11 protein-coding genes and 1 pseudogene are annotated in these 20,916 nt (G+C 67.5%); 5 read left to right on the top strand and 7 right to left on the bottom strand.

Going from position 1 to position 20,916, the window contains the following annotated elements; genetic code table 11:
* Window positions 1-62: 62 nt before the first annotated feature.
* Both SLUN_RS06205 and SLUN_RS06200 read right to left on the bottom strand, forming a co-directional pair.
* Window positions 63-512, bottom strand: coding sequence for an SUKH-4 family immunity protein (locus tag SLUN_RS06205; RefSeq protein WP_159100196.1), 450 nt, complete (start codon window positions 510-512; stop codon window positions 63-65).
* A gap of 122 nt (window positions 513-634) precedes the next feature.
* The gene (locus SLUN_RS06200; RefSeq protein WP_159100195.1) at window positions 635-9,835 is read right to left on the bottom strand and encodes a golvesin C-terminal-like domain-containing protein; all 9,201 of its coding nucleotides are present in this window, start codon (window positions 9,833-9,835) and stop codon (window positions 635-637) included.
* Between the two features lie 261 nt (window positions 9,836-10,096).
* Here SLUN_RS06200 and SLUN_RS06195 point away from each other — a divergent pair, with 261 nt between their 5' ends.
* The gene (locus SLUN_RS06195; protein WP_217502580.1) at window positions 10,097-10,606 is read left to right on the top strand and encodes a hypothetical protein; all 510 of its coding nucleotides are present in this window, start codon (window positions 10,097-10,099) and stop codon (window positions 10,604-10,606) included.
* 366 nt (window positions 10,607-10,972) lie between these two features.
* A complete protein-coding gene (locus SLUN_RS39345) occupies window positions 10,973-11,209 on the top strand; it encodes a hypothetical protein (protein WP_159100194.1) in 237 nt (78 codons plus the stop codon).
* Here SLUN_RS39345 and SLUN_RS40965 read toward each other — a convergent pair.
* Both SLUN_RS40965 and SLUN_RS40960 read right to left on the bottom strand, forming a co-directional pair.
* Window positions 11,197-11,472 (bottom strand): S1 domain-containing protein, encoded by a 276-nt coding sequence (locus tag SLUN_RS40965; RefSeq protein ID WP_257153964.1) that lies wholly within the window; start codon window positions 11,470-11,472, stop codon window positions 11,197-11,199. The genes SLUN_RS39345 and SLUN_RS40965 overlap by 13 nt on opposite strands.
* Before the next feature lie 194 nt (window positions 11,473-11,666).
* Window positions 11,667-11,816, bottom strand: a pseudogene (locus SLUN_RS40960) (DUF397 domain-containing protein); the annotation flags it as partial.
* Between the two features lie 323 nt (window positions 11,817-12,139).
* Here SLUN_RS40960 and SLUN_RS06175 point away from each other — a divergent pair.
* The gene (locus SLUN_RS06175; RefSeq protein ID WP_108147525.1) at window positions 12,140-12,649 is read left to right on the top strand and encodes an NUDIX domain-containing protein; all 510 of its coding nucleotides are present in this window, start codon (window positions 12,140-12,142) and stop codon (window positions 12,647-12,649) included.
* A gap of 30 nt (window positions 12,650-12,679) precedes the next feature.
* On the opposite strand, the gene SLUN_RS06170 is transcribed toward SLUN_RS06175, so the two are convergent.
* Window positions 12,680-15,040, bottom strand: coding sequence for a glycoside hydrolase family 31 protein (locus SLUN_RS06170; protein WP_108147524.1), 2,361 nt, complete (start codon window positions 15,038-15,040; stop codon window positions 12,680-12,682).
* Between the two features lie 216 nt (window positions 15,041-15,256).
* Here SLUN_RS06170 and SLUN_RS06165 point away from each other — a divergent pair, with 216 nt between their 5' ends.
* Window positions 15,257-17,251, top strand: coding sequence for an acetoacetate--CoA ligase (locus SLUN_RS06165; RefSeq protein ID WP_108147523.1), 1,995 nt, complete (start codon window positions 15,257-15,259; stop codon window positions 17,249-17,251).
* A gap of 64 nt (window positions 17,252-17,315) precedes the next feature.
* Complete coding sequence (locus SLUN_RS06160) at window positions 17,316-18,242, top strand: DUF8829 domain-containing protein (protein ID WP_108147522.1); 927 nt, start codon at window positions 17,316-17,318, stop codon at window positions 18,240-18,242.
* Between the two features lie 62 nt (window positions 18,243-18,304).
* Here the strand turns inward: SLUN_RS06160 and ptsP are convergent, their stop codons facing one another.
* Both ptsP and SLUN_RS06150 read right to left on the bottom strand, forming a co-directional pair.
* Window positions 18,305-19,975, bottom strand: coding sequence for a phosphoenolpyruvate--protein phosphotransferase (gene ptsP / locus SLUN_RS06155; protein ID WP_108147521.1), 1,671 nt, complete (start codon window positions 19,973-19,975; stop codon window positions 18,305-18,307).
* Window positions 19,976-20,051: 76 nt separating this feature from the next.
* Complete coding sequence (locus SLUN_RS06150) at window positions 20,052-20,501, bottom strand: PTS sugar transporter subunit IIA (protein ID WP_108147520.1); 450 nt, start codon at window positions 20,499-20,501, stop codon at window positions 20,052-20,054.
* Between the last annotated feature and the right edge of the window lie 415 nt (window positions 20,502-20,916).

The following is a 20,916-nucleotide window of genomic DNA, read 5'->3' as shown; positions in this document are numbered from 1 at the left end:
CTTCCCACTGCACCCGCCCGGGACGTAGGGCCTGGTCGGCAGGGCCGGCAGCTTCACGATGGTCAGATCGCCTCATCATCCACATAGTCACCGATTGCCACATCAAAGAGAATCGAACGCCAAAAACCCGGGTCGTCGTCCAGGGCCGACGGATCAATCTCCCCGAGGGACCTGCCCAACAGGTCGGCAAGTTCCTCCAGCATTGCCGGATCAGCTTCGCCTGCGGATCGAGTGATTTCAAGTTCAAATACGTTCAAACATTCAGACAAGTTCCGAGGCGATGAATTCACAAGAAATAGAGGCGGACCACCGTCGCCGACATAGAGCACCTGTCCGGTTCCACAATCAACACAGTACGCATCGTCGCCATCCCCTCCAGATCCCAATTTAAGGAGGTCGCGGCCTTCAACCTTCGAGACACCGCCACCAGCGGCTTCCGAAGCCGAAAAAAGGACATGCTCGACAGGCAGGCCGACCGAAGAAAGGTATTCTCGCACCGCAAGGTTTCTCACGCACGCAACGTATTCGATTGAATAGCGATGGTTAATCATCGGCGCTCGTCCCCATTCTCATAACGATACGGCTGGCCTGCCACCCACACGGGTGGCAGGCCAGCCGCAATATTGGAAGTACCTTACCAGTTACCCGATATGGCATCCCTGAACATCGAAGTCACCGCTTTACCCTTGGCTGACCTTGCAGCAGAACCCTCGGCCGAAGTGGTCCAACCCCAAGTCCACGTCGTTGGTATACCGGCCTCAGCTAGCCTACTGCGGCACTTGTTCGAACCCGTGCACGGCTGGAATTCCGAATAGGCTTCAGTGATCGAATCCCCGTAGTCTCTGAGCAATTTACGCTCCGCGTGGTTGCCCGGACCCTTCGAGGAGAATGCGACTGCAATCTGCGAAGCCCCATCCGCATCGGTGTACCTCACCGCCGCAAAATTATTGAGCTTGTTTCCCGTCCTCAGTCGTTCCTGTATGACGGCCTGACTGAGATCGTTGCCGCCGTAGTCCACCCGGCCGCAGTTATGAACGAGGACCGGAGTGGTCCCCGCCACCACATAGTACGTATGGACGCCATCGACGGAGAGGTTGTGGACGCGCTCGCTGCGGTGGCTGTCGTCGATCGCGGTGATCTGGATCCAGGTGCCCGATGAGGTCTGGAGCCACATGCCGGGCTTGAGCTGCTCGGCCTTCACCCACTTGCCGGCGTCCGGGAGCCAGAACAAGTGCGCCGCAGTTGACGTGAGCTTGCCGGGCTTGGCCTTGCCGTCGGGGTCGACGGTCAGGGTCACCAGGTGTTTGTCGCTCTTGTGGCTGCGGGTGTTGGTGACTTCGCGGGCCCTGGTGTCGCCCGTCTCCGGGTCGGTTGCCAGGACCTGCTGGCCGGTCTTGAGGTCCTCGATGTTCTTCGTGGATCCGTCGGCCATCACCACCTTGGTACCGGGCACAAAGCTATTGGTGCAGCTCGGTGCCTCCTGGGTCTTGGCAGCCGGCGCCTCCTTCGGCGCGGCCGGCGCCTCCTTCGGTGCAGGCGGTGCGGCCTTGGCGGCGTCGGTGGCCGTGTCGGCCGCCTTCGCCGTGTCTGCCACGTTGTCGGCCGCCTTCGCGCCGTCCGCGATCGCGTCCACGGCCTTGACCGTCTTGGACGCGAGCCGCGCCCCGGTGACCGCGCTTCCCGCGAAGGGGATCATCCCCGCCGCAGAGAGACCCGCGTCGACCCAGTTGCCCTCCGCCGCGTACCAGATGGCGTTGGCGCCGTCAGCGATCTCGCCGATGACCGGCACCTGGCCCGCGACGTCCAGCACCGCGTGCCCGATGTCCGAGATCGAGATGTCGACGCCGAACAGGTGGCCGTCCAGCTCCACGAAGGAGATCGGATTGCCGCCCGCGAAGGCATAGCGGTTACCCGTGTACGGGTCGCTCGCCAGGGTCATGTCCGCGAGCGCGCCGTTGTACATGTCCCGCGTCAGGAACCGGTTCAGCCCCGGGTCGTAGTTGCGGAAGCCCATGTCGTACGTGCCCGACGCACCGTCGTAGCGCTTGCCGTTGTAGCGGTACTCGTTGTACGGCTCCGCCTCCGGGTTCTGGGCGTCCGGCTTGTCGGCGCCCGTGAAGAGCTTCGACTCGTCCGAGCCGTACGCCGTGTAGCCGTACGTCGCCCGGGTCGTGCCGTCGTCCTTCGTGATCCCCTCGACGTCACCCTTGGGGTGGTAAGTGTACTGCGAATACTCCTTGCTGTCGTCGTCCTTGTGCTTGATCTGGGTCAGCTGCTGGCCCCACGGCGACCACTGGTAGGACTTGGTCGCCTTGCCGGCGACCTCCTCCCGCAGCACTTTGCTGTCCATGCCCAGGTAGGTGAAGGCCGTGGTCTTGCCGTTCGTCCCGGACGTGGTCTCCGACTGCGTGCGGTCGAAGGCGTCGTAGACGTACGAGGTCGTCTTCGCCGAAGCACCCGTGCCGGCCGTGTGCTTGGCCATCCGGTCGAAGCCGTCGTAGGTGTACTTCTCCTGCGTCGACCCGTTCGAGGACACCGTGTCCAGGCGGCCCAAGGGGTCGTAGTTGTAGGTCGCAGACACCCCACCCGTGGTGTTCTTCAGCAGGCGGTTGCGGTCGTACGTCGAGGAAGTGGAGACCTCGTCGATCGTCTGGTCGACCACGTTGGAGTTGCCGTCGTAGTGGTACTCCTCCGTGCCCGCACCGTCGCCGGTCCGGGTGACTGTCCTGATCCGGTCCTGCGGGTCGTAGTCGAAGGACGTGACCGTGTTCAGGTGCGCCGAGGTGTTGTCGGCGTTCATGACCTTGGCGGTGTCCTTGGAGCGGTTCCCGTTCGGGTCGTACTCCAGGTCGTGCTGGGCGACGACCGCGCCGGCCGAGGTCTTCTCCAGGACCGACCTGGCCGGACCGTCGAGGAAGTAGGTGAAGTCGACGGTGTTGCCGTTCGCCTTCGTCTGCTTCAGCGGCTGGTTCCGGTCGGTGTAGGTCTGGGTGAAGATCTGCTGATTGCCTGCCGTCGGCGAATCGGCGTTGGTGACCTTCGAGATCTTGTCCCGGATGTCGTACTCGATCTTCGACCAGGTCAGGTCGTGCGTGGAGCTGGTGATGTTGCCGTTGATGTCGTAGGACAGAGCGGTCGTGTTCTTGACCGTGCTGCCCGTCTTCTCCTCCACCTTCGACAGCTGGTTGAGCCCGTCGTAGGCGATGGCGTAGCTGTCGATCTTGGCGCCGGCGGCGAGGTCCTTGACCTCCACCAGGTTGGCGTTGGCGTCGTAGCGGTAGGTGAAGTCCTTCTTCTCGTTGTCGGTCTCGCCCGTGTTCGAGCGGACCAGCTTCACCGCGTCGGCGACCACCGTGCCGTTCGCCGCGTCCGTCAGCGTGATCTTCTGGGCGGCCGCCTCCGTGAAGGAGTACGAACCCAGGGAGATCCACTCGTTGGAGCGCGTCGACTGGTCGACCGTCTTGGTGACATCGCCCGTGGCGTGCGTGACCTTGAAGGAGGCGTCCGAAGCCGCACCCGTCACATCACCGTGCCGGACGAAGACCTCGTACGAGCCGTCCTGCGGAATGTTGAGCTGCCACACGAACTGTGCGGTGCCGTCACCCTTGGCGTGCGTACGGACGTCATAGCCCCACTGGCCTGTCGCCTGCGACGCATCCCAATTGCCCTGCGTCGCTGTGTTGTTGACGTCCGTCGAGTCGACGAGCGCGACCTGCTTGCCGACCGGCACACCGTCGTCCGAGCGCGCCTTCTGGTTGCCCGACGGGTAGAAGTCCCACGTCATCGTGCGCTGCGAGGAACCGCCGGCCGAGGTCAGCGTGTTCTTGGTCTGCTGGCCCAGGTCGTTGTAGTCGTACGTCGTCGAGATGTCGAACGGGTCCGTCGACGACTTCGTCCAACCGTTGTCGTAGTAGCTGTACTTGGTGTCGTTGCGGACGGTCTGCCCCTGCGACGGCGGCGCGGACAGCCGCTCCAGCTGGCCGACCTCGTCGTAGAAGTAGAACGTCTTGTCCGGGCTGCCGGAGTCGGTGTCACCCGCCTTGAACGGGGTCAGCTGCTCCTTGACCCGATTCAGCTCGTCGTACTTCGACTCGGCGACAAAGTCCGTGGCGTCACTGGTGGTCTCGACGCCGCGCGGGCTGGTCACCTTCGTCCGGTTGCCGACTTGGTCGTACTCGAACTTGGTCGTCCGGTACGTGATCGTGCCGGAGCCGTCCTTCGAGTGCGGCACCTTCTGCTCGGCCAGAGCACCGCGCTCGTCGTACGTCAGGAGCGTCTCGTTGTTCTCCGCGTCCGTGCTGGAGACGGTGAGCGAGTCCTTGTCGTACTTCGTCGAAGCGGTCTTCCCCGCGGCATCCGTCACTTCGTACGGCCGGTGGCTCAGGTCGTACGCGGTCTTGGACGTGAAGTCGTCCGGATCCGCCGTGGCGTTCTTCTTCGGGTCGATCAACTTCACGGCGTTGCCGACGTTGTCGTACACCGCGACCGCGCTGGCACCGTCGACGTTGGTGGTGCGGGTCACCTGGTAGATCTCGTCGTACGACATCGTGGTGGTGTACGAACCGGCAGCCGCACCGGCCTCGTTGCCCTTCGGCTCCGTCACCGACAGTGCGTTGCCGACCTTGTCGTAGGTACGGGTCGTCTTGCGCCCGGGAGCATCGGCCTCGTCGCCAGGGGCGACCGACTCGGTGATCTGGTCGGCCGCGTCGAAGACCGACGTCGACACCGCGCCCGACGGCGAGATGACCTTGGTGACGTTGTCGTTCGCGTCGTAGGTCGGCGCCGGGACGGTGATGTACTTGTTGTCGGCCGCGCTCTTGGGCGCCTTCTGCTCCAGCGGACGCCCGAAGGTGTCGTACGCCTGGGTCGTCTTCGCACCCTTGGCGTTCACCGACTCGAGGACCTGGCCCCGCTCGTCATAGACGAACGTCGAGTCCTTGCTCAGCGCATCCCTGATGGTCTTCGGGTAACCGGTGGGCTCGAAGCCGCTGTTGATGGTCGGGTTGCCGTTGGCGTCGATCGCCTTGGTCAACTGACCGTAGGAGTTGTACTCGTACTTGGTCGTGTAGTCGTCGGCCGTCGCGGAGGCGACGCCCTTGGGGTCGGTGACCGCCTTCAGGTTGCCGAAGGTGTCATACGCGAACTGGTGGGTGCGGCCCTCGGGAGACGTCTTGCGGAAGATGTCGGCCGAGTAGCCGTCCAGACGCGTCTGGTACTCGTACTTCGCGGCGTTGGCCGGATAGGTGCCCGGCGCACAGTCGCTCTGCGGCGGTACGCCCGCCTTGTTGTTCTCGGCGTCACGTTGCCAGACCGGGTAGCCGGTCTTCTGGTCGAAGCAGAAGGCCGTCTTGGCTCCGTTGGCCTCCTCAAGGTAGGTGACGTTGTTGTCCGCATCCCAACTGGTCTTCGTCGTCTCCGACTTGGCGTTGGTGATCTGGACCGGGCGGCCGAAGTCGTCGGTCACATAGTCCGTCGGGTGAGCCTCGGCGTCCGTGACCTTGGTGTCGGTGAACTTGCTGTTCGCCGCGTTCGGCTTGTACACGAAGTCCGTGTTGAAACGCTTGCGATCAGTGATCGTCTGCGTCCACCAGTGGTACTTCGGGTCGTCGCCCTCCTTCGGGTAGTAGTACGCCAGGTCGGTCGCGTTGCCCCGGGGGTCGGTGGCCTTGACCAGCTTGACGTTCTTCTTGCCCTGCGTCGCGTCGTAGGTGAACTTGAAGACCTTCGGCGCACCGTTGGTGGAGCCTTCACCGTCGGTGAACTGCCCCAGCAGGCCCTCGGTGGTGTAGTAGAAGGCGATCTTGCGGCCCGAGATGTCCGTCATGGACTTCACGTGGTCGTAGATCTTGGTGTTGGTCAGGTTCGTGCCGGAGACCTTGGCGCCCGAGTCATTGATGTACTCGTAGGTGGCGTCGCCCTTCTTGAAGTAGTCGACGGTCAGCGTCTGACGGCCGGCCGGGTCGGTGACGTACTTCAGGAACTTGACCGGCTTGTTGTTGGACTTGCGCTCCTCGTAGGTGAACGACTGCGTGTTGCCGTTCTTGTCGATCACCGAGGTGAGGTAGCCGTCGCAGCCGAACAGGAACCGGGTGCCGTCCGGACGGGTCATCGTCCAGGCGTCCGGGATCGGGTCCTTGGCCGGCGTGCAGTCCAGCGCCACCTTCGGGGCGAGCTTGTAGTGCACACCCGCCGGGGCCTTCCAACTGCCGTCCGGCTGCTTGCGGAAGGTGTGCGTCGTGCCGTCGCCGTCCGGCAGCGTGACCTCGGTCGGGCTCGGCTTCGGGTGGAAGACCAGCGGAGCGCCCATCCGGATGGGGCCGGCCGCCTGGCCCGACCAGCCGGCGCCGAGCACCGTGTCGGAGGTGTCGAGCGAGTTGTACGCCAGACGCGCGAAGGTGTTGAGTCCGCGGCCCGGGTTGCTGAACGCGTTGTAGGACCACACACTGTTGCCGGAGGCGGTGTTGTTCATCACCGACGAACCGGCGCCGGTGTTCTTCCCCGCGTACGAGTAGAACTTCTCCAGGCCGATCTGGTTGGAGGTGGGGTCCTCGACCGCCACGTTCTGCTTCAGCGGGGGGATGCCGCCGGTCCCGGCCGACAGCCAGCTGCCGTCCGCGATCTTGCGTACGTCCCAGCCGAGCACGTAGTCGTTGCGCTTGTTCCCCGAGTCGGAGTTGATCGGGGTCTTGACCTGCGCCTGGATCGTCGCCGACTTGCCCGGCAGCAGCGCCGGAATCGCCGTCGACGCCTGGTTGCCACCGGTGGTGACATCGGTCCCGTCGGGCAGCTTCCAGGTGTACGACATCTGCCGCTCACCGGCCGCCCACGCCGCACTGGTGGTGTTGGTGACCGTCATCTCCACCGTGTAGGTGGAGTTCGGGGTCATGCGGGCCGGGGTCTGCGGCGCGTAGTACGTGTCCTCGGTCGTCGAGTCGACGTAGATGACCTGCATGTACGGACGCATCTGGACGTCCTGCGCCTCGGACGACAGGAACAGGCTGCGCTCCTGCGGCCCGGTCAACGACTCGTCCTTCAGCCGCAGCGCCACGCCCTTGTTGTTGGCGGGCGTCCTGACCCAGGACTGCATCAGTCCGGTGGCGCCCCACCAGTGCCGCCCCAGGTCGGTGTTGATGTTCGCGACGGTGTCGGCGACGGTCGCCGACATGTCGCCGCCGGCCGTTGTCCACGGCGTGGTGGCGTTCGCGTTGTTCCAGGTCGCGGTGGTTTCGGTGAAGTCCTGTGTCAGGGAGTGGAGTTCGTAGATCGCACTGCCCGGCACCTGGGACGTCAGGGTGCCCCACATGTAGAGCTTGTTGTCCAGGATGGTGGCGGTGGTCGGAATATCACTGGTGGGGAACTTCAGCACCGAACGCGTCTTGTCGTACGTCGCCGAGTTGTTGCCCACGCTCAGCCAGGACTGGCCGACTCCGGCCTGGACCAGCTTGTTCCAGTTGGTGGTCGGCGAGGCCGAGGACAGCGTGGTGTCCGTCGGGTTGACCGAGTTCTTCGGGTTGGCCTGGATGATCTTCATCGTCCGGCCGGCCTTCGGGATGCCCACCACGCGGGTGGGCGACCCGAGAACCTCCCCGGCCTTGGTCTTCACGGCCAGCTGGTAGTAGTACGACTTCCCGATCTCCGAGGAGCTGGAGTCGGGGGTCGGCACTGCCGTGGTGTCCGTGTAAGTCGTCGCGGTCGACGCGATCGGGGCGACGAGCGTCGCCGCCGACGGCGTGAACACCTGCTGCGTGGAGCGGTGCAGCTGGTACTCGACGATGTCGTTGCTCGGGCTGCCGGTCGAGTTGGTGTAATGCGGCCAGGACAGCTCGGGTCCGGTCGAGTGCACCACCGTCGGCGAGTCGAGCGCGGTGCCGACCTTGCCGTAGGTGACGGTCAGCCGCGGGTACGAGGAGACCTCGCCGCCGTAGAAGTTCTCACCGGCCTCGTACTGCGGACCGCCCAGCGGCGCCGTCGACGTCTCGTCGACCGCCTTGAGGATGAAGCCGTTGTTGGCCGCCGTCCCCGACGCCCACTTCTGGACGGTGTCGGTGACCGGGAAGTCGTGCCACTGGCTGTACTCGCCGACGCCCTTGGTCTTGGCCGCGGGGTTCACCAGCCGGACCGAGTCCGCCAGCGTGCGCGTGCTGGAACTGCCGGTGTCCCCGAGCACGATCTTGCCGGCCGTGCCCTTGGCCCAGGGGTACTCGACACTCTCCAGGGTCTTCCAGACCCCGCCGGTACCGGTCTGGTTGACCGTGTAATTCTTGCTGCCGCCGCTGTAGTTGACGGTGTACGGGGCGGCCGTGGCCGCATCCGCCGCCGCCGGGTAGTGCACGTCGGTCCGGTAGGAGTCGGTCTCCGGAACGTTGGGCTGCCAGGTGTACGTCTCGCCCGTGGCGGTGTTCTTGTTGTAGGCGAAGTCGTCGTTGGTCGCCGCCCCGCCGGTGGTGGAGCCCGTCGGCCACTCGCCGACCGCGGCCGTACCGGCGTCGCCGTCGTCCATCAGCACGGTGGTGCCGGACTGCTCACCGACGAGCGCGCTGGTGTTGGACCAGTTGGCCTGCGCCTCGGTCCAGGGTCCGGTCGCCCGGTAGGCGCCGATGGTCACCTTGCTGGAGCCGCTGGTGTGCACCTGGTCGTAGTAGACACCCAGCCGGGCGGCGTCGATCTTCGTCCCGGCCGGGATCTCGTCCAGCGGGAACCGCAGCAGCGAGCGCGCCATGGCCGTGCTGCTGGTCTTGCCCGCCGAAAGGTCCCAGGTGGAGTTGTAGTTGGTGGTCGGGGTGTCCGACCTGACCATCACGTCCTGCGAGGTGGCCGAGCCCGGCATGATGGTGATCGTCGGGTCGATCGCCACCGGATACTGGCGTTCCTTCGCCGCCAGCCACTTGGCGTCCGGCGTGACCCGCAGCTTCCAGCCCTTGCCGTCGCGTACCAGCTTCTGCGTCACCTTGGAGCTGTACGCATGCCCGTACGGCGACGACTTCGCCTTCTTCGCGTCCGTCATGTACGGCGCGGGGATCGTCATCACCGGGAAGCGGGACGCCTCGCTGTAGAAGCCGATCGAACCGTCCTTGGCGGTCCGCGGCGTCAGCCCGTCGGTGTCCAGCGAGAAGGTGAACGACACCGCCCCGTCCGGCCGTTCACCGAGGACGATGTTCTCCTTCACCCGGCCGGGACCCACCTGATAGGTGAGATCCGCACCGGACATGGCGTCCTTGTACGTAACGGTGTCGCCCTTGGCCGTGGGCTTGAGCGACGACTTCGCCGCACCCTCCAGACCGAAGGTGACCGTACGGCCGTCGCCCGCCTCGAAACGCAGAATCCGCCCGGCGTCCGACCCGAACCAACTGGTGGCCGTATTGGACCCGTTGGTGAAGTCGAAGCCCTTCTTGTCCGTGGCGCGGACGGCCGTGTCGATCGGCTTCCAGGAATTCCCGGACTTCCCGGCCTTGTACGAGGTCGGCACGGCCGACAGCTCGGCCTGCACCCGCCCGTCCGACATCTGCCAGAACCGCGCACTGCCGCTGCGCTTCCCGGTCAGCTCCTTGACGCGCTTGGCCTTCGGAAGCTTCTTGCCCTTCGGCAGCTTCTCGCGGCTCGGTACCGCGAGCTTTCCGCCGACGGGAGGTTTGGCCAGCTCCCTTTCGTCGTCGTCGGAAAACCAGCCCTTGAAGGTATCGAAAACGCCCTTGCCGTCGTCATCCTTGGATGCCGGTGCGGCATAAGCCACTTGCGGTAGCGCAGTACCTGCGACCGCCGACACCACAAGGCAGGAGATGAATCTCCCCAACCTTACTTTCACAATGCCCTTCCTGGGGCAGCCCTCTTCTCGCATTTCTCGCGCTTTCGCGTGCGCGAAATCCCGAATGAGGGCACGCCGATTACACCGGCCCGAAACTCCGGGTCGGCTCGTGGGGTGAACTTTCGTCACCCCTGGCCAGGGGCATGCCGATGTCTACTCACATTGACGGCGCCACGTCAACCCTCAGAACAATTCGGATACGTCCGCTTCTTCCACATGCTCGCGCGTGGCACATCACTTGGTGTATAACCGCCCGGTTCTGAAATCGCGTACCGATTGAAAGCGGGAACTTCCATGCCGCCATCGACAGAATCCACGGAATCAGCCAAGCTGCCCGCAGAAACGACTGAAATTGTCGAAAGCCCCGAGGTTTCAACGGACACCCCAAAGGGAATCGACCGGCGCGCAATCGCCATAGCCGCGGCTCTCCTCCTCGCCTGCGGCGGGCTCATCGGCTACGGCATCCTCGACACCCCCGACAAGCCGAAGCCCCGCGCCGTCCCCACCGCCGAAGTGACCTACGAGGTCACCGGCAAGGGCACCGCCGAGATCTCCTACCTGGCCCGCAGCGAAGCAGGCAAGGCCACGGTCCTCTCCGCTGTCGACCTGCCGTGGAAGAAGTCCGTCCGCGTCCCGATCGGCAAGGCGCCCAACATCAACGTCATCCTGGACGAGAAGGGCGGCGAGGCCAGCTGCACCCTGGCCATCCGAGGCCGCCACGTCCAACGCGCCACTGCCATGGGCGAGTTCGGCCGGGCCACGTGCACCGGCGAGCTGCCCAAGGCCGACGGGAGCGTCGGCTGATGGCCGGCGTCTCCCACACGGCCTTCGTCAGACCCACCCCAGGAGGACTCGCACCGTGCCCCGAAACATCCCCGAACCGCCCTTCGGCCTACAGGCGTTGATACCGGAGTTCACCGACCTCGCCAGGGAGACGACCCTGCTGTACCCGAGCGGGGACCCCGGCGTCCACGAAAGCTCGCTCCATGGGCGGCCCGCTGCTCTGGCCCGCCGGGGAACCCTGGCCGCACTGCGCCGAGTCCGGGCACTGGACCTACGGGTCCGGGTTCGGGCCGGGCGGGGAGGTCACGCCGGAGTCGGTGCCCATGGTGCCAGCGGTCCAGCTCTTCGCCAGGACGTCCCGGGCTCGAATTCCCTGCCGGGAAGGACATGTTGCAGCTGGTCTGGTGCTCCTTGATCCATCCCGAGGACCCGGCCGGCGCCGCACTGCCGAGACTGTACTGGCGCAGCGAGGCGGAGGTCGTAGCCGCGGGCCTGCTGCGGAACGTACCCGAGCCGGGCGAGGACGAGCGCGAGGAGGATCTACCTGTTCCTCTGCCGGTGCCCGGACCTGCCGTACGCCCACCGCTTCGACTGCCACTAACCCGGATCGATCACCTCAGGTGAAGCTTGAGCTGATAGTTGCGCTCTGTGTGCTCGACTACGACTCCGGTGACCGAATCACCCACCTCGGGCCAGATCACCGTATAACCATCGGCGCCGCCGTGGTGCATTCCCGCCACATCCGCGAAAGCACCACTCAGTTGCAAACCCTCCACTGAAATGAAGATTCCGAAGGGAGCGACCTCTTCAACGGTGCCGTTGACCGTGGACCCGTAGGGGAACTTCTGCTTAACGGCGGTCCATTCGTCATACATCGCCTGTTCCACAACCTCTCGTACGAGTGCAGCCGGTGTAGCTCGGCCACGAGCCGGGCTACCCGCCCTTGTCCGGGGCAACGGGCACCCTCGCCGCTTCCGGCACACGATCGAGGGTAACCACCCAAAGCAACACCATAAACATGCCAATCGAGGCCATCATTGTGATGTTTAGTAGGTTTCCTGAGCCTCCCCAGGACCAGCGCCTTCAGGGCGGCCCGGTTCGTCGAAACGATGTCGGCCGGGCTCTCGCTTTCCCGTATCGCGATGCCGTTGCCTCCCGCCAGGGCGACCTCGACACAGTTGTTGCCGCCACCTGCGCAGAAGGATGAGTGCTGCCAGTTATCTTCGGGCATCTGTTGAACCTTTCACAGCTCGCGGGCGATGGACCGGATGAGCTTTGTGACTCATCAGGAGGGAGCGCGGAGCGCTCCATCAGGTCCAGAAGGGAACGATAGTTCGCCAACAGCGTTGGGGCATCCATGAATTGGCCGCCGAACGAGGGGCGCCTTCGGCTCGGGCTTGGCCTGCGCCGCGGGGGCGGTGGCCGTGACAGTGAGGAGCGCGGCTGCCGTCGCGAGCAGGGTACGGAGAGTGGAAGCAAGTCCGGTCTTGGGCACACCGTCTATCAGTTCCGGGGCCCTCGGGACAGGTGATCGGATACAGTCCGCGCGTGTCCATGGACTCCCACTGCGGCAACTGCGGTGCGCCGTACGGCCCCGCCGCCGGCTGGCCCCGTACCTGCCCGGCCTGCGGCGAGACGGCGTACCGCAATCCACTGCCGGTCGCGATCGCGCTCCTTCCCGCGCGAGACGCGGACGGCCTCGGCCTTGTCGTCATCACCCGGACGATCGAACCGCAGCGCGGCGGCGTCGCACTCCCCGGCGGCTTCATCGACCACGCCGAGGACTGGCGGCACGCGGTCGTAAGGGAGTTGAGGGAGGAGACGGGCATCGAGGCGGCACACCAGGACGTCCGCCTCGCCGACGCGCTCAGCTCGCCGAACGGCCATCTGCTCCTCTTCGGCCTGCTCCCGGAACGCGCCGCGGCGGAACTCCCGCTCCCGGCGCCGACGGACGAGACGGACGGCTGGCACCTGCTGCACGCCCCGGCCGAGCTGGCGTTCCCACTGCACACGATCGCCGTACGGAACTGGTTCGCGGGCGACTACGCGCTTCCCGGCGACTGAGGGGGTGGGGCGGTGGGGCAGTGCCCCAGGTCAGGCCGCCGCCCCCAGCCCCCGCACCCGCACCCGCCACCTCGGCGGAGCCGACCCGTCCCCCTTGATCTGCTTCACCACGACCCGCCCGTCCACCAGCCGAGTCCGGTACCGCTCCACCTCGGCCCGCTCCCAGCCGTCGCCCATGTCCGGGACCACCAGACCGCCGCCCGTACGCCCCGCCGCAGGTGCCCACACCTCCAGCTCCATCCCGCCGTCCGCACCCCGTACCGGAATCACCGAACCACCCCGGGCCAGTACCGGGATACGTGACAGGGGAGCGTCCACCAGCACCTGGCCGGGGCCGTCGTACGCCTGGCCCGTCGCCGTGTCGTACCACCGCCCCCGCGGCAGCCGCACCGCCCGCCGGTCCGTCCCGCCCTCCAGCACCGGCGCGACCAGCAGCGCGTCACCCAGCAGAAACGCGTCCTCGCAGTCGCGCAGCGCCCGGTCCTCAGGACAGCCCCACCACATGGGCCTCGCGTACGGCGCCCCGGTCAGCCTCGCCAGGTGCGCCAGCGTGACGAAGTAGGGCCGCAGCCGCTCCCGTTCGGCCAGCGCCGCCCGCGCATGCGCGAGGACCTCGGGGCCGAACTCCCACGGCTCCCTGCGCCCCGCGTCGATCGCCGCATGCGTACGGAACAACGGCAGCTGCGCCCCCAGTTGGAACCAGCGCAGATACAGCTCGGGCGACGGACTGCCGTCGAAGCCGCCCACATCGGGACCGGAGTACGGCACACCGCACAGCCCGAGCCCCAGCACCAGGGAGAGCGAGGCGCGCAGCCCCGGCCAGCCGGTGGTCACATCTCCGGACCAGGTGCCTCCGTACCGCTGCATGCCCGCCCAGCCGGAGCGCGAGAAGAGGAACGGCCGCTCCTCGGGTCGCAGTCGCCGCAGCCCCTCGTGCCCCGCGCGCGCCATCGCGAGGCCGTACACGTTGTGGGCCTCCCGGTGGTCGCCACCGCGTCCCTCCAACGCGTGCCGGGCCGAGCGCGGCAGCGTCATGTCCCCGAACGGAGTGAAGGACACGGGCTCGTTCATGTCGTGCCACACGCCGGAGAAGCCCTGCGCCAGCCGCTCCTCGTACAGCCCGCCCCACCACTCACGCGCGCGTGGATCGGTGAAGTCCGGATAGACGCATTCGCCGGGCCAGACGACGCCCCGCACCTCCCGCCCGCGACCGTCCCGTACGAACGCGTCGGCCGCTGCCCCGCTGTCGTACACCGCGGTCCCGGGCTCCGCCTTCACCGCGGGATCGACGATGGAGACCAGCCGCACCCCGTCGTCGCGCAGATCCTTGGCCATCCCCGGGAGATCCGGAAAACGCTCCCGGTCGACGGTGAAGACCTGATGCGCGTCGTAGTGGTCGATGTCCAGATGGACCGCGGACAGCGGCAGCTCGCGCTCCCGGTAGCCCGCGACGATCCGCCGAACCTCCCGCTCGCTGCCGAAACCCCACCGGGCGTGCTGCGGCCCCAGCGCCCAGGACGGCGGCAGCGCGGGCGCGCCCGTCAGCTGCGTCCAGCCCCTCAGCACCCGCGCGGGAGTGCCCACCACCACCCAGCAGCGCAGCGGCCCGCCGTCCATGCGCACCTCGCTGGTGCCCGGCCGGTCGTGCCCGGAGCCCTCGCCCTCCTCGCCCTCGCGCAGGGTGACGCGGCCGTCCCAGGAGTTGTCGTGGAAGGCGAGATGCGTGCCCGCGTCGGCGACCACCAGCTGCACCGGCATGGTGATGTACAGGGGATCGTCGTCGGGCCCGAAGCTGCCCCTGGGGTCGGTGTTCCACAGCCGGTACGTGCCGTCCCGCAGCCGTGGCCCCGACGCCCGGCCGCCGAGCCCGAAGAAACGTGCGTCCGCGGGCACTTCGGTCCGCTGCACCCAGCGCGCCGGACCGCCCCGCACCGGCTCCCACCAGCGCGGCGGCAGATCCCGGCGCAGTACGACACCGCCTGGCGTACGGATCTCGACGGCGCCGTGCCGGGAGACCTCCACGCGCACCCGCTCCGACACCACACGCCAGCCGCCGTTCTTGTCGGGCTCCAGCTCGGCCCGCGGATCCGGCTCGGGAGGCGTCCCGTCGAGGGCGTACGAGGGCTCCGGTTCCGCGCCGTCCCAGCCCCAGAAGACCGCGCCGCCCACCGCGACCCGGATGCGCAGCTCCGAACGGGCGAACCGGACGATCCCGCCGCCCGGCAGTGGCTCGGCCCCGCTCACCGGACCCGGCACCCTGGCCCGCTCCGCTCCCCGGGCCGGCAGCGCTCTCGCATCGGTCCGCCGCTGCCGCCAGGCCGAGCGTGCCGCGCGCAACCCCTGCACCGTTCCGAAGATCCCTACCGAGCGCACCAGCCCACGACCGTCCATGCAGCTCACCCTGCCATCCGGCGGCGCTCACGTGGGGTTTGTTCAACTCCCGTTCACCCGTGGTGGGAGCACATGTTCCCCTGTCCGACCATGGGTGGGGAGCCCTGGTGCGAAAGACGATCACATGGCATCGTCCGTGTCAGCCGCGTCACGCGCACACCCCGCCGTGCGCGTGACACACGCAGACACCGCGTAGAGCCACCCGGGAGCCGCCCCATGACCTCAGCAGCCAGCCCTGCCCCCCTCTGGCAGCCGGACCCCGACCGCATCGCCGCCGCCAGGATCACCCGCTTCCAGTCCTGGGCCGCCGAACGCTACGGAGCCCCGGTGCAGGGCGGCTACGCGGCGCTGCACCGCTGGTCCGTCGACGAGCTCGAGACCTTCTGGCGGGCGGTCGCCGACTGGTTCGACGTGCGGTTCTCGGCCCCGTACGAAAGGGTCCTCGCCGATCCCGCCATGCCCGGCGCCCAGTGGTTCCCCGGCGCCACCCTCAACTACGCCGAGCACGCGCTGCGCACCGCCGAGGACCCGGCCCGCACCCATGACGCGGCGCTGCTGCATGTGGACGAAACACATGAGACGACTCCGATCAGCTGGTCAGAGCTCCGCCGCCAGGTGGGCGCTCTGGCCGCCGAACTGCGCGCCCTCGGCGTACGCCCCGGAGACCGGGTCAGCGGCTACCTCCCCAACATCCCGCAGGCCGTCACCGCCCTGCTCGCCACCGCGGCCGTCGGCGCGGTGTGGACCTCCTGCGCCCCCGACTTCGGCGCCCGCAGCGTCCTCGACCGCTTCCAGCAGGTCGAGCCCGTCATCCTGTTCACCGTCGACGGCTACCGCTACGGCGGCAAGGAGCACGACCGCACCGAGACCGTCGCCGAACTCCGCAGTGAACTCCCCACCCTGCGCGCGGTGATCCACATCCCGCTGCTCGGCACCGAGGCCCCCGCAGGCGCCCTCGACTGGTCCGCGGTCACGTCGGGCGACACGGAACCGGTCTTCGAACAGGTCCCCTTCGACCACCCGCTCTGGGTCCTGTACTCCTCCGGGACGACGGGTCTGCCGAAGGCCATCGTCCAATCGCAGGGCGGCATCCTGCTGGAGCACTTCAAGCAGCTCGGCCTGCACTGCGACCTCGGCCCCGAGGACCGCTTCTTCTGGTACACCTCCACCGGCTGGATGATGTGGAACTTCCTCGTCTCCGGCCTGCTCACCGGCACCACCGTGGTCCTGTACGACGGCAGCCCCGGCTACCCCGACACCGGCGCCCAATGGCGCATCGCCGAACGCACCGAAGCCACCCTCTTCGGCACCTCCGCCGCGTACGTCATGGCCTGCCGCAAGGCGGAGGTCCACCCCGGGCGCGACCACGACCTGTCCCGCATCAAGTGCGTCGCCACCACCGGCTCCCCGCTCCCGCCCGACGGCTTCCGCTGGCTGCACGACGAAGTGGCCGAAGACCTCTGGATCGCCTCCGTCAGCGGCGGCACGGACGTGTGCAGCTGCTTCGCCGGCGCGGTGCCCACCCTGCCCGTCCACATCGGCGAACTCCAGGCCGCCTGCCTCGGCACCGACCTCCAGTCCTGGGACCCCCAGGGCAAGCCGCTCATCGGTGAGGTCGGCGAACTCGTCGTCACCAACCCCATGCCGTCCATGCCGATCCGGTTCTGGAACGACCCCGACGGCAGCCGCTACCGCGACAGCTACTTCGAGATGTTCCCCGGCGTCTGGCGGCACGGCGACTGGATCACGATCACCGACCGCGGCTCCGTGATCATCCACGGCCGCTCGGACTCCACCCTGAACCGCCAGGGCGTACGGATGGGATCGGCGGACATCTACGAAGCCGTCGAACGCCTCCCCGAGATCAAGGAATCCCTCGTCATCGGCCTGGAGGAGCCGGACGGCGGCTACTGGATGCCACTCTTCGTCCACCTCGTGGACGGCGCCTGTCTCGACGACGGCCTGCGGGCACGCATCAAGCAGACGATCCGCGAGGAGCTCTCCCCCCGCCATGTCCCGGACGACATCATCGAGGTCCCGGGCGTCCCGCACACCCTCACCGGCAAGCGCATCGAGGTCCCGGTGAAGCGCCTGCTCCAGGGCACGGCCCTGGCCAAGGCGGTCAATCCCGGATCGGTGGACAACCTCGAACTGCTGCGCTTCTACGAGGAGCTGGCCCGCACCCGGAAGGCCGGACCGACCGGTGACTGACCCCCGTTGTCAGTGCCGTCGATTACGGTGAGTCACCAATGATCGACGGCACTCAGGGGGAGTCATGGCGCACACCAGGCAGTCCAAGCAGATCCAGCGGGACCGGCGGAAGAAGCGGCCCAGGAACGACGCGTCCGTGCGCCGCACCCTGCGCCGCGAAGTCCCCAGCACCGTAGGCCTCCTGGCCGACGAGCAGGACTTCACCGCCATGCGCCGGTACCGCACCTTCACCTTCGACGACCACACGCGATATCTCCAGCAGATCGACGCCCTGCTGAAATCCCTCGCCTCCCGGCAACTGCACACCACCGTCGCCCTCTTCGACCCGGAGGACTTCACCGAATTCTGCGCCGAAGCGGGCCTCGACCCCGACGCGGCCGCGAGCCGCAGCCGCTTCACCGCGGAAATCACCGGCCGCGGCGCCAGCGTCCCGTACACCGGGCAGCACCTCGACAGCCTCGTGCCCCAGCTCATCAACAAGGCTGTCCGCCAAGCCACGTGGGAGTACGCCACGATGCTCCTCGCCGACCTCGGGGAGTGCGCCGACTGCGGCCAGGACATCGGACGGGCCGCCTTCGACCGGGCCTCCCGCATCCTGATGCGACTGCTCGAAGAGGCAGGCCCCGGCACACACCACCTCGTCTGCAGCGTCCAGGCCCCCGACGAACAACTCCTCGCCGTCCTCCACGCCGAGGGAGCCCCCGCACAGCTGGACGCGTCCGAGGGAGCGGAGTTCGTCACCGTCCTCGCGGCAGGCATCGCCCTGGAGAGCCCCGGGGGAGCAGTGCTGCGTACGAGCGCCCCCGGCGCCCCGGACCACCTGCACGGCTGGCGACTCCACCAGGGCCGGCTGCTGCCGCTCACCGCGGGCGAGGTCTTCAGCGCCTACTGCACCGACGCGGTCACCGGCGAGCCGATCTCCCCCGAGCCCGGTGTGGAGTACTGCGCGGGCTTCGACATCACCACCGACGACCCGGAGAACCACCACTGAGCGCCGAAGGGGCTTCCTGCCCACCGGGCAGGAAGCCCCTTCAACCACCTACTGGGCACCTGCTACTCGCCGGAGAGCACGGCCTGCGCGGCCAGGCGGGCCTCATCGGCGGTGTCCGTGGCACGCGCCGCCGCGGCGGCACGCTCGCACTGGGCGAGCGTGTACTTCGCCAGCGTCGCCCGAACGTACGGAATCGAGGCCGCACCCATGGACAGCGAGGTCACACCGAGACCGGTCAGCACACACGCCAGCAGCGGATCGGCGGCAGCCTCACCACAGACACCACAGCTCTTGCCCTCGGCCTTCGCGGCCTCGGCCGACAGGGCCACCAGATCCAGCAGCGCCGGCTGCCACGGATCCTGCAGCCGCGACACCGCACCCACCTGACGGTCGGCGGCAAAGGTGTACTGCGCGAGGTCATTGGTCCCCAGCGAAAGGAACTCGACCTCCTGCAGGATCGAACGTGCCCGCAGCGCGGCGGACGGGATCTCCACCATCGCCCCGAACTTCGCCCGCAGCCCGGCCTGGCGGCACGCGTCCGCGAACGCCTTGGCGTCGGTACGGTCGGCCACCATCGGCGCCATGACCTCGAGGTACACCGGCAGACCCTCGACAGCCTTGGCCAGCGCCGTCAGCTGGGTACGCAGCACCTCGGGGTGGTCGAGCAGGCTGCGCAGCCCGCGCACACCCAGCGCCGGATTCGGCTCGTCGGCCGGAGTCAGGAAGTCGAGCGGCTTGTCCGCACCGGCGTCCAGCACCCGCACGACCACCCGGCCCTCGGGGAACGCCTCGAGGACCTTGCGGTACGACTCGACCTGCTTCTCCTCGGACGGCGCCTGCTTGCTGTCGTCGAGGAAGAGGAACTCCGTACGGAACAGCCCGACGCCCTCGGCACCGGCCTCCACCGCGGCCGGCACATCGGCGGGACCGCCGACATTGGCCAGCAGCGGCACCTTGTGACCGTCCGACGTGGCACCCGGCCCGCTCGAAGCGGCCAGCGCCGCCTTCCGCGCCGCCGCGGCCTGCTCCATCTCGGCGCGCTTCTCCTCGCTCGGCTCCACGAAGATCTCGCCCGTGCTGCCGTCGACCGCGATCAGCGTGCCCTCGGCCAGCTCACCCGCGCCCGGCAGCGCCACCACGGCGGGGACCCCGAGCGCCCGCGCCAGGATCGCGCTGTGACTCGTCGGCCCGCCCTCCTCGGTGACGAAGCCGAGCACCAGCGCCGGGTCGAGCAGCGCCGTGTCCGCCGGCGCGAGATCGCGCGCGATCAGTACATACGGCTCGTCGCTGTCCGGTACACCCGGCATCGGCACACCGAGCAGCCGCGCCACAATACGGTTCCGAACGTCATCGAGATCGGCGACCCGTCCGGCCAGGTACTCGCCGGCACCCGCCAGCAGCGCCCGGTACGAGGCGAACGCGTCGTACACCGCACGCTCAGCGGTGCTGCCGACGGCGATACGCCGGTCCACATCGGACATGAGCTCAGGGTCCTGCGCCATCATGGCCTGCGCCTCGAGCACATGCAGCGCCTCACCGCCCGCCAGATTGCCCCGAGCAATCAGGTCGGCGGCCACAGCCTCCACGGCCTTGCGGGCACGCCCCTGTTCGCGCTCCGCGTCCTCCGCCGGAATCTGCTTGGCCGGCGGCTCCAGGACCGCCGTACCCATGTGCCGAACCTCGCCGATCGCCACACCGTGGCTCACGCCGACGCCTCGCAGCGTTGTCTGCATGTCACCCGTCTCCGATTGAGCGACGGCCGGTGCCGCCGCGATGGATGTCCAACTCGCCGGTTTCGCGGCGTCGGCGTCACTTCCAGCCGAAGAGCGTGTCGCCGGGCTTCACGTCGCCGTCCTCGCGAACGTCGGAGAGGGAGTCGGCCGTGGCCTCGAGCGCCACGATCGGACAGATGGGGGACTTCCCCGCAGCCTCGACGGCCGACGGGTTCCAGCGCACCACAGCCTGACCGCGAGTAACCGTCTCGCCCTTGCTGACGAGCAGCTCGAAGCCCTCGCCATTGAGCTGAACAGTGTCGATGCCGAGGTGCGTCAGGACGCCGTGCCCCTGATCGTCGACAACGACGAACGCGTGCGGGTGCAGGGAGACGACGATGCCGTCAACGGGGGCCACGGCCTCCGACGGCTCACGCACGGGATCAATAGCGGTACCGGGGCCGACCATCGCACCGGAGAACACCGGATCCGGCACAGTCGCGAGTCCGATGGCACGTCCGGCAAGAGGGGACGTCACTGTGGTCATGGAGCCTCCCAGGGGCGGAGATTCGTAGGGCGCCGTCACTGCCTGTCCAGGACAACGCACTGTTCAGAAGGGTAAGTCACAAGAAGTCCTAGTTCCGCCCGAAAACTGACGGTTGGCGGACCTAGGTACGCACCGGAAACGATTTGCCTCGTCTCCCGGCGGCCTGTACTGTCGTACCCCTGCCTGACCCCAACGCGACTTTGAGTCGGGGGTCGGCAGCACCTATCAAGCCGAGATACTAACTGGTCTAAACCTCTGCATGCCCGCAGGGCGGGTGGTCGGGGAGACCGAAAAAGCCTGATAGCGTACGGATACACCGAAGGGAAGCGCCCGGAGGGCCCGATGAAAAGGGTCTGAAGGAAGCGTCCGTTCCTTGAGAACTCAACAGCGTGCCAAAAGTCAACGCCAGATTGAC

The sequence above is a fragment of the Streptomyces lunaelactis genome, from assembly GCF_003054555.1.
GTDB lineage: Bacteria > Actinomycetota > Actinomycetes > Streptomycetales > Streptomycetaceae > Streptomyces > Streptomyces lunaelactis.
Note: the sequence above shows the minus strand (reverse complement) of the source record. Positions and strands in the feature narration are given on the sequence as shown.

What these genes read in the sequence shown, in the direction of transcription:
- SLUN_RS06160 (WP_108147522.1), top strand. Translation starts at nt 17,316, where the DNA reads ATGGCGCACACCAGGCAGTCCAAGCAGATCCAGCGGGACCGGCGGAAG.
- SLUN_RS06200 (WP_159100195.1), bottom strand. Translation starts at nt 9,835, where the DNA reads ATGCGAGAAGAGGGCTGCCCCAGGAAGGGCATTGTGAAAGTAAGGTTG.
- SLUN_RS06150 (WP_108147520.1), bottom strand. Translation starts at nt 20,501, where the DNA reads ATGACCACAGTGACGTCCCCTCTTGCCGGACGTGCCATCGGACTCGCG.
- SLUN_RS06195 (WP_217502580.1), top strand. Translation starts at nt 10,097, where the DNA reads ATGCCGCCATCGACAGAATCCACGGAATCAGCCAAGCTGCCCGCAGAA.
- SLUN_RS06170 (WP_108147524.1), bottom strand. Translation starts at nt 15,040, where the DNA reads ATGGACGGTCGTGGGCTGGTGCGCTCGGTAGGGATCTTCGGAACGGTG.
- ptsP (WP_108147521.1), bottom strand. Translation starts at nt 19,975, where the DNA reads ATGCAGACAACGCTGCGAGGCGTCGGCGTGAGCCACGGTGTGGCGATC.
- SLUN_RS06175 (WP_108147525.1), top strand. Translation starts at nt 12,140, where the DNA reads ATGGACTCCCACTGCGGCAACTGCGGTGCGCCGTACGGCCCCGCCGCC.
- SLUN_RS06165 (WP_108147523.1), top strand. Translation starts at nt 15,257, where the DNA reads ATGACCTCAGCAGCCAGCCCTGCCCCCCTCTGGCAGCCGGACCCCGAC.
- SLUN_RS39345 (WP_159100194.1), top strand. Translation starts at nt 10,973, where the DNA reads ATGTTGCAGCTGGTCTGGTGCTCCTTGATCCATCCCGAGGACCCGGCC.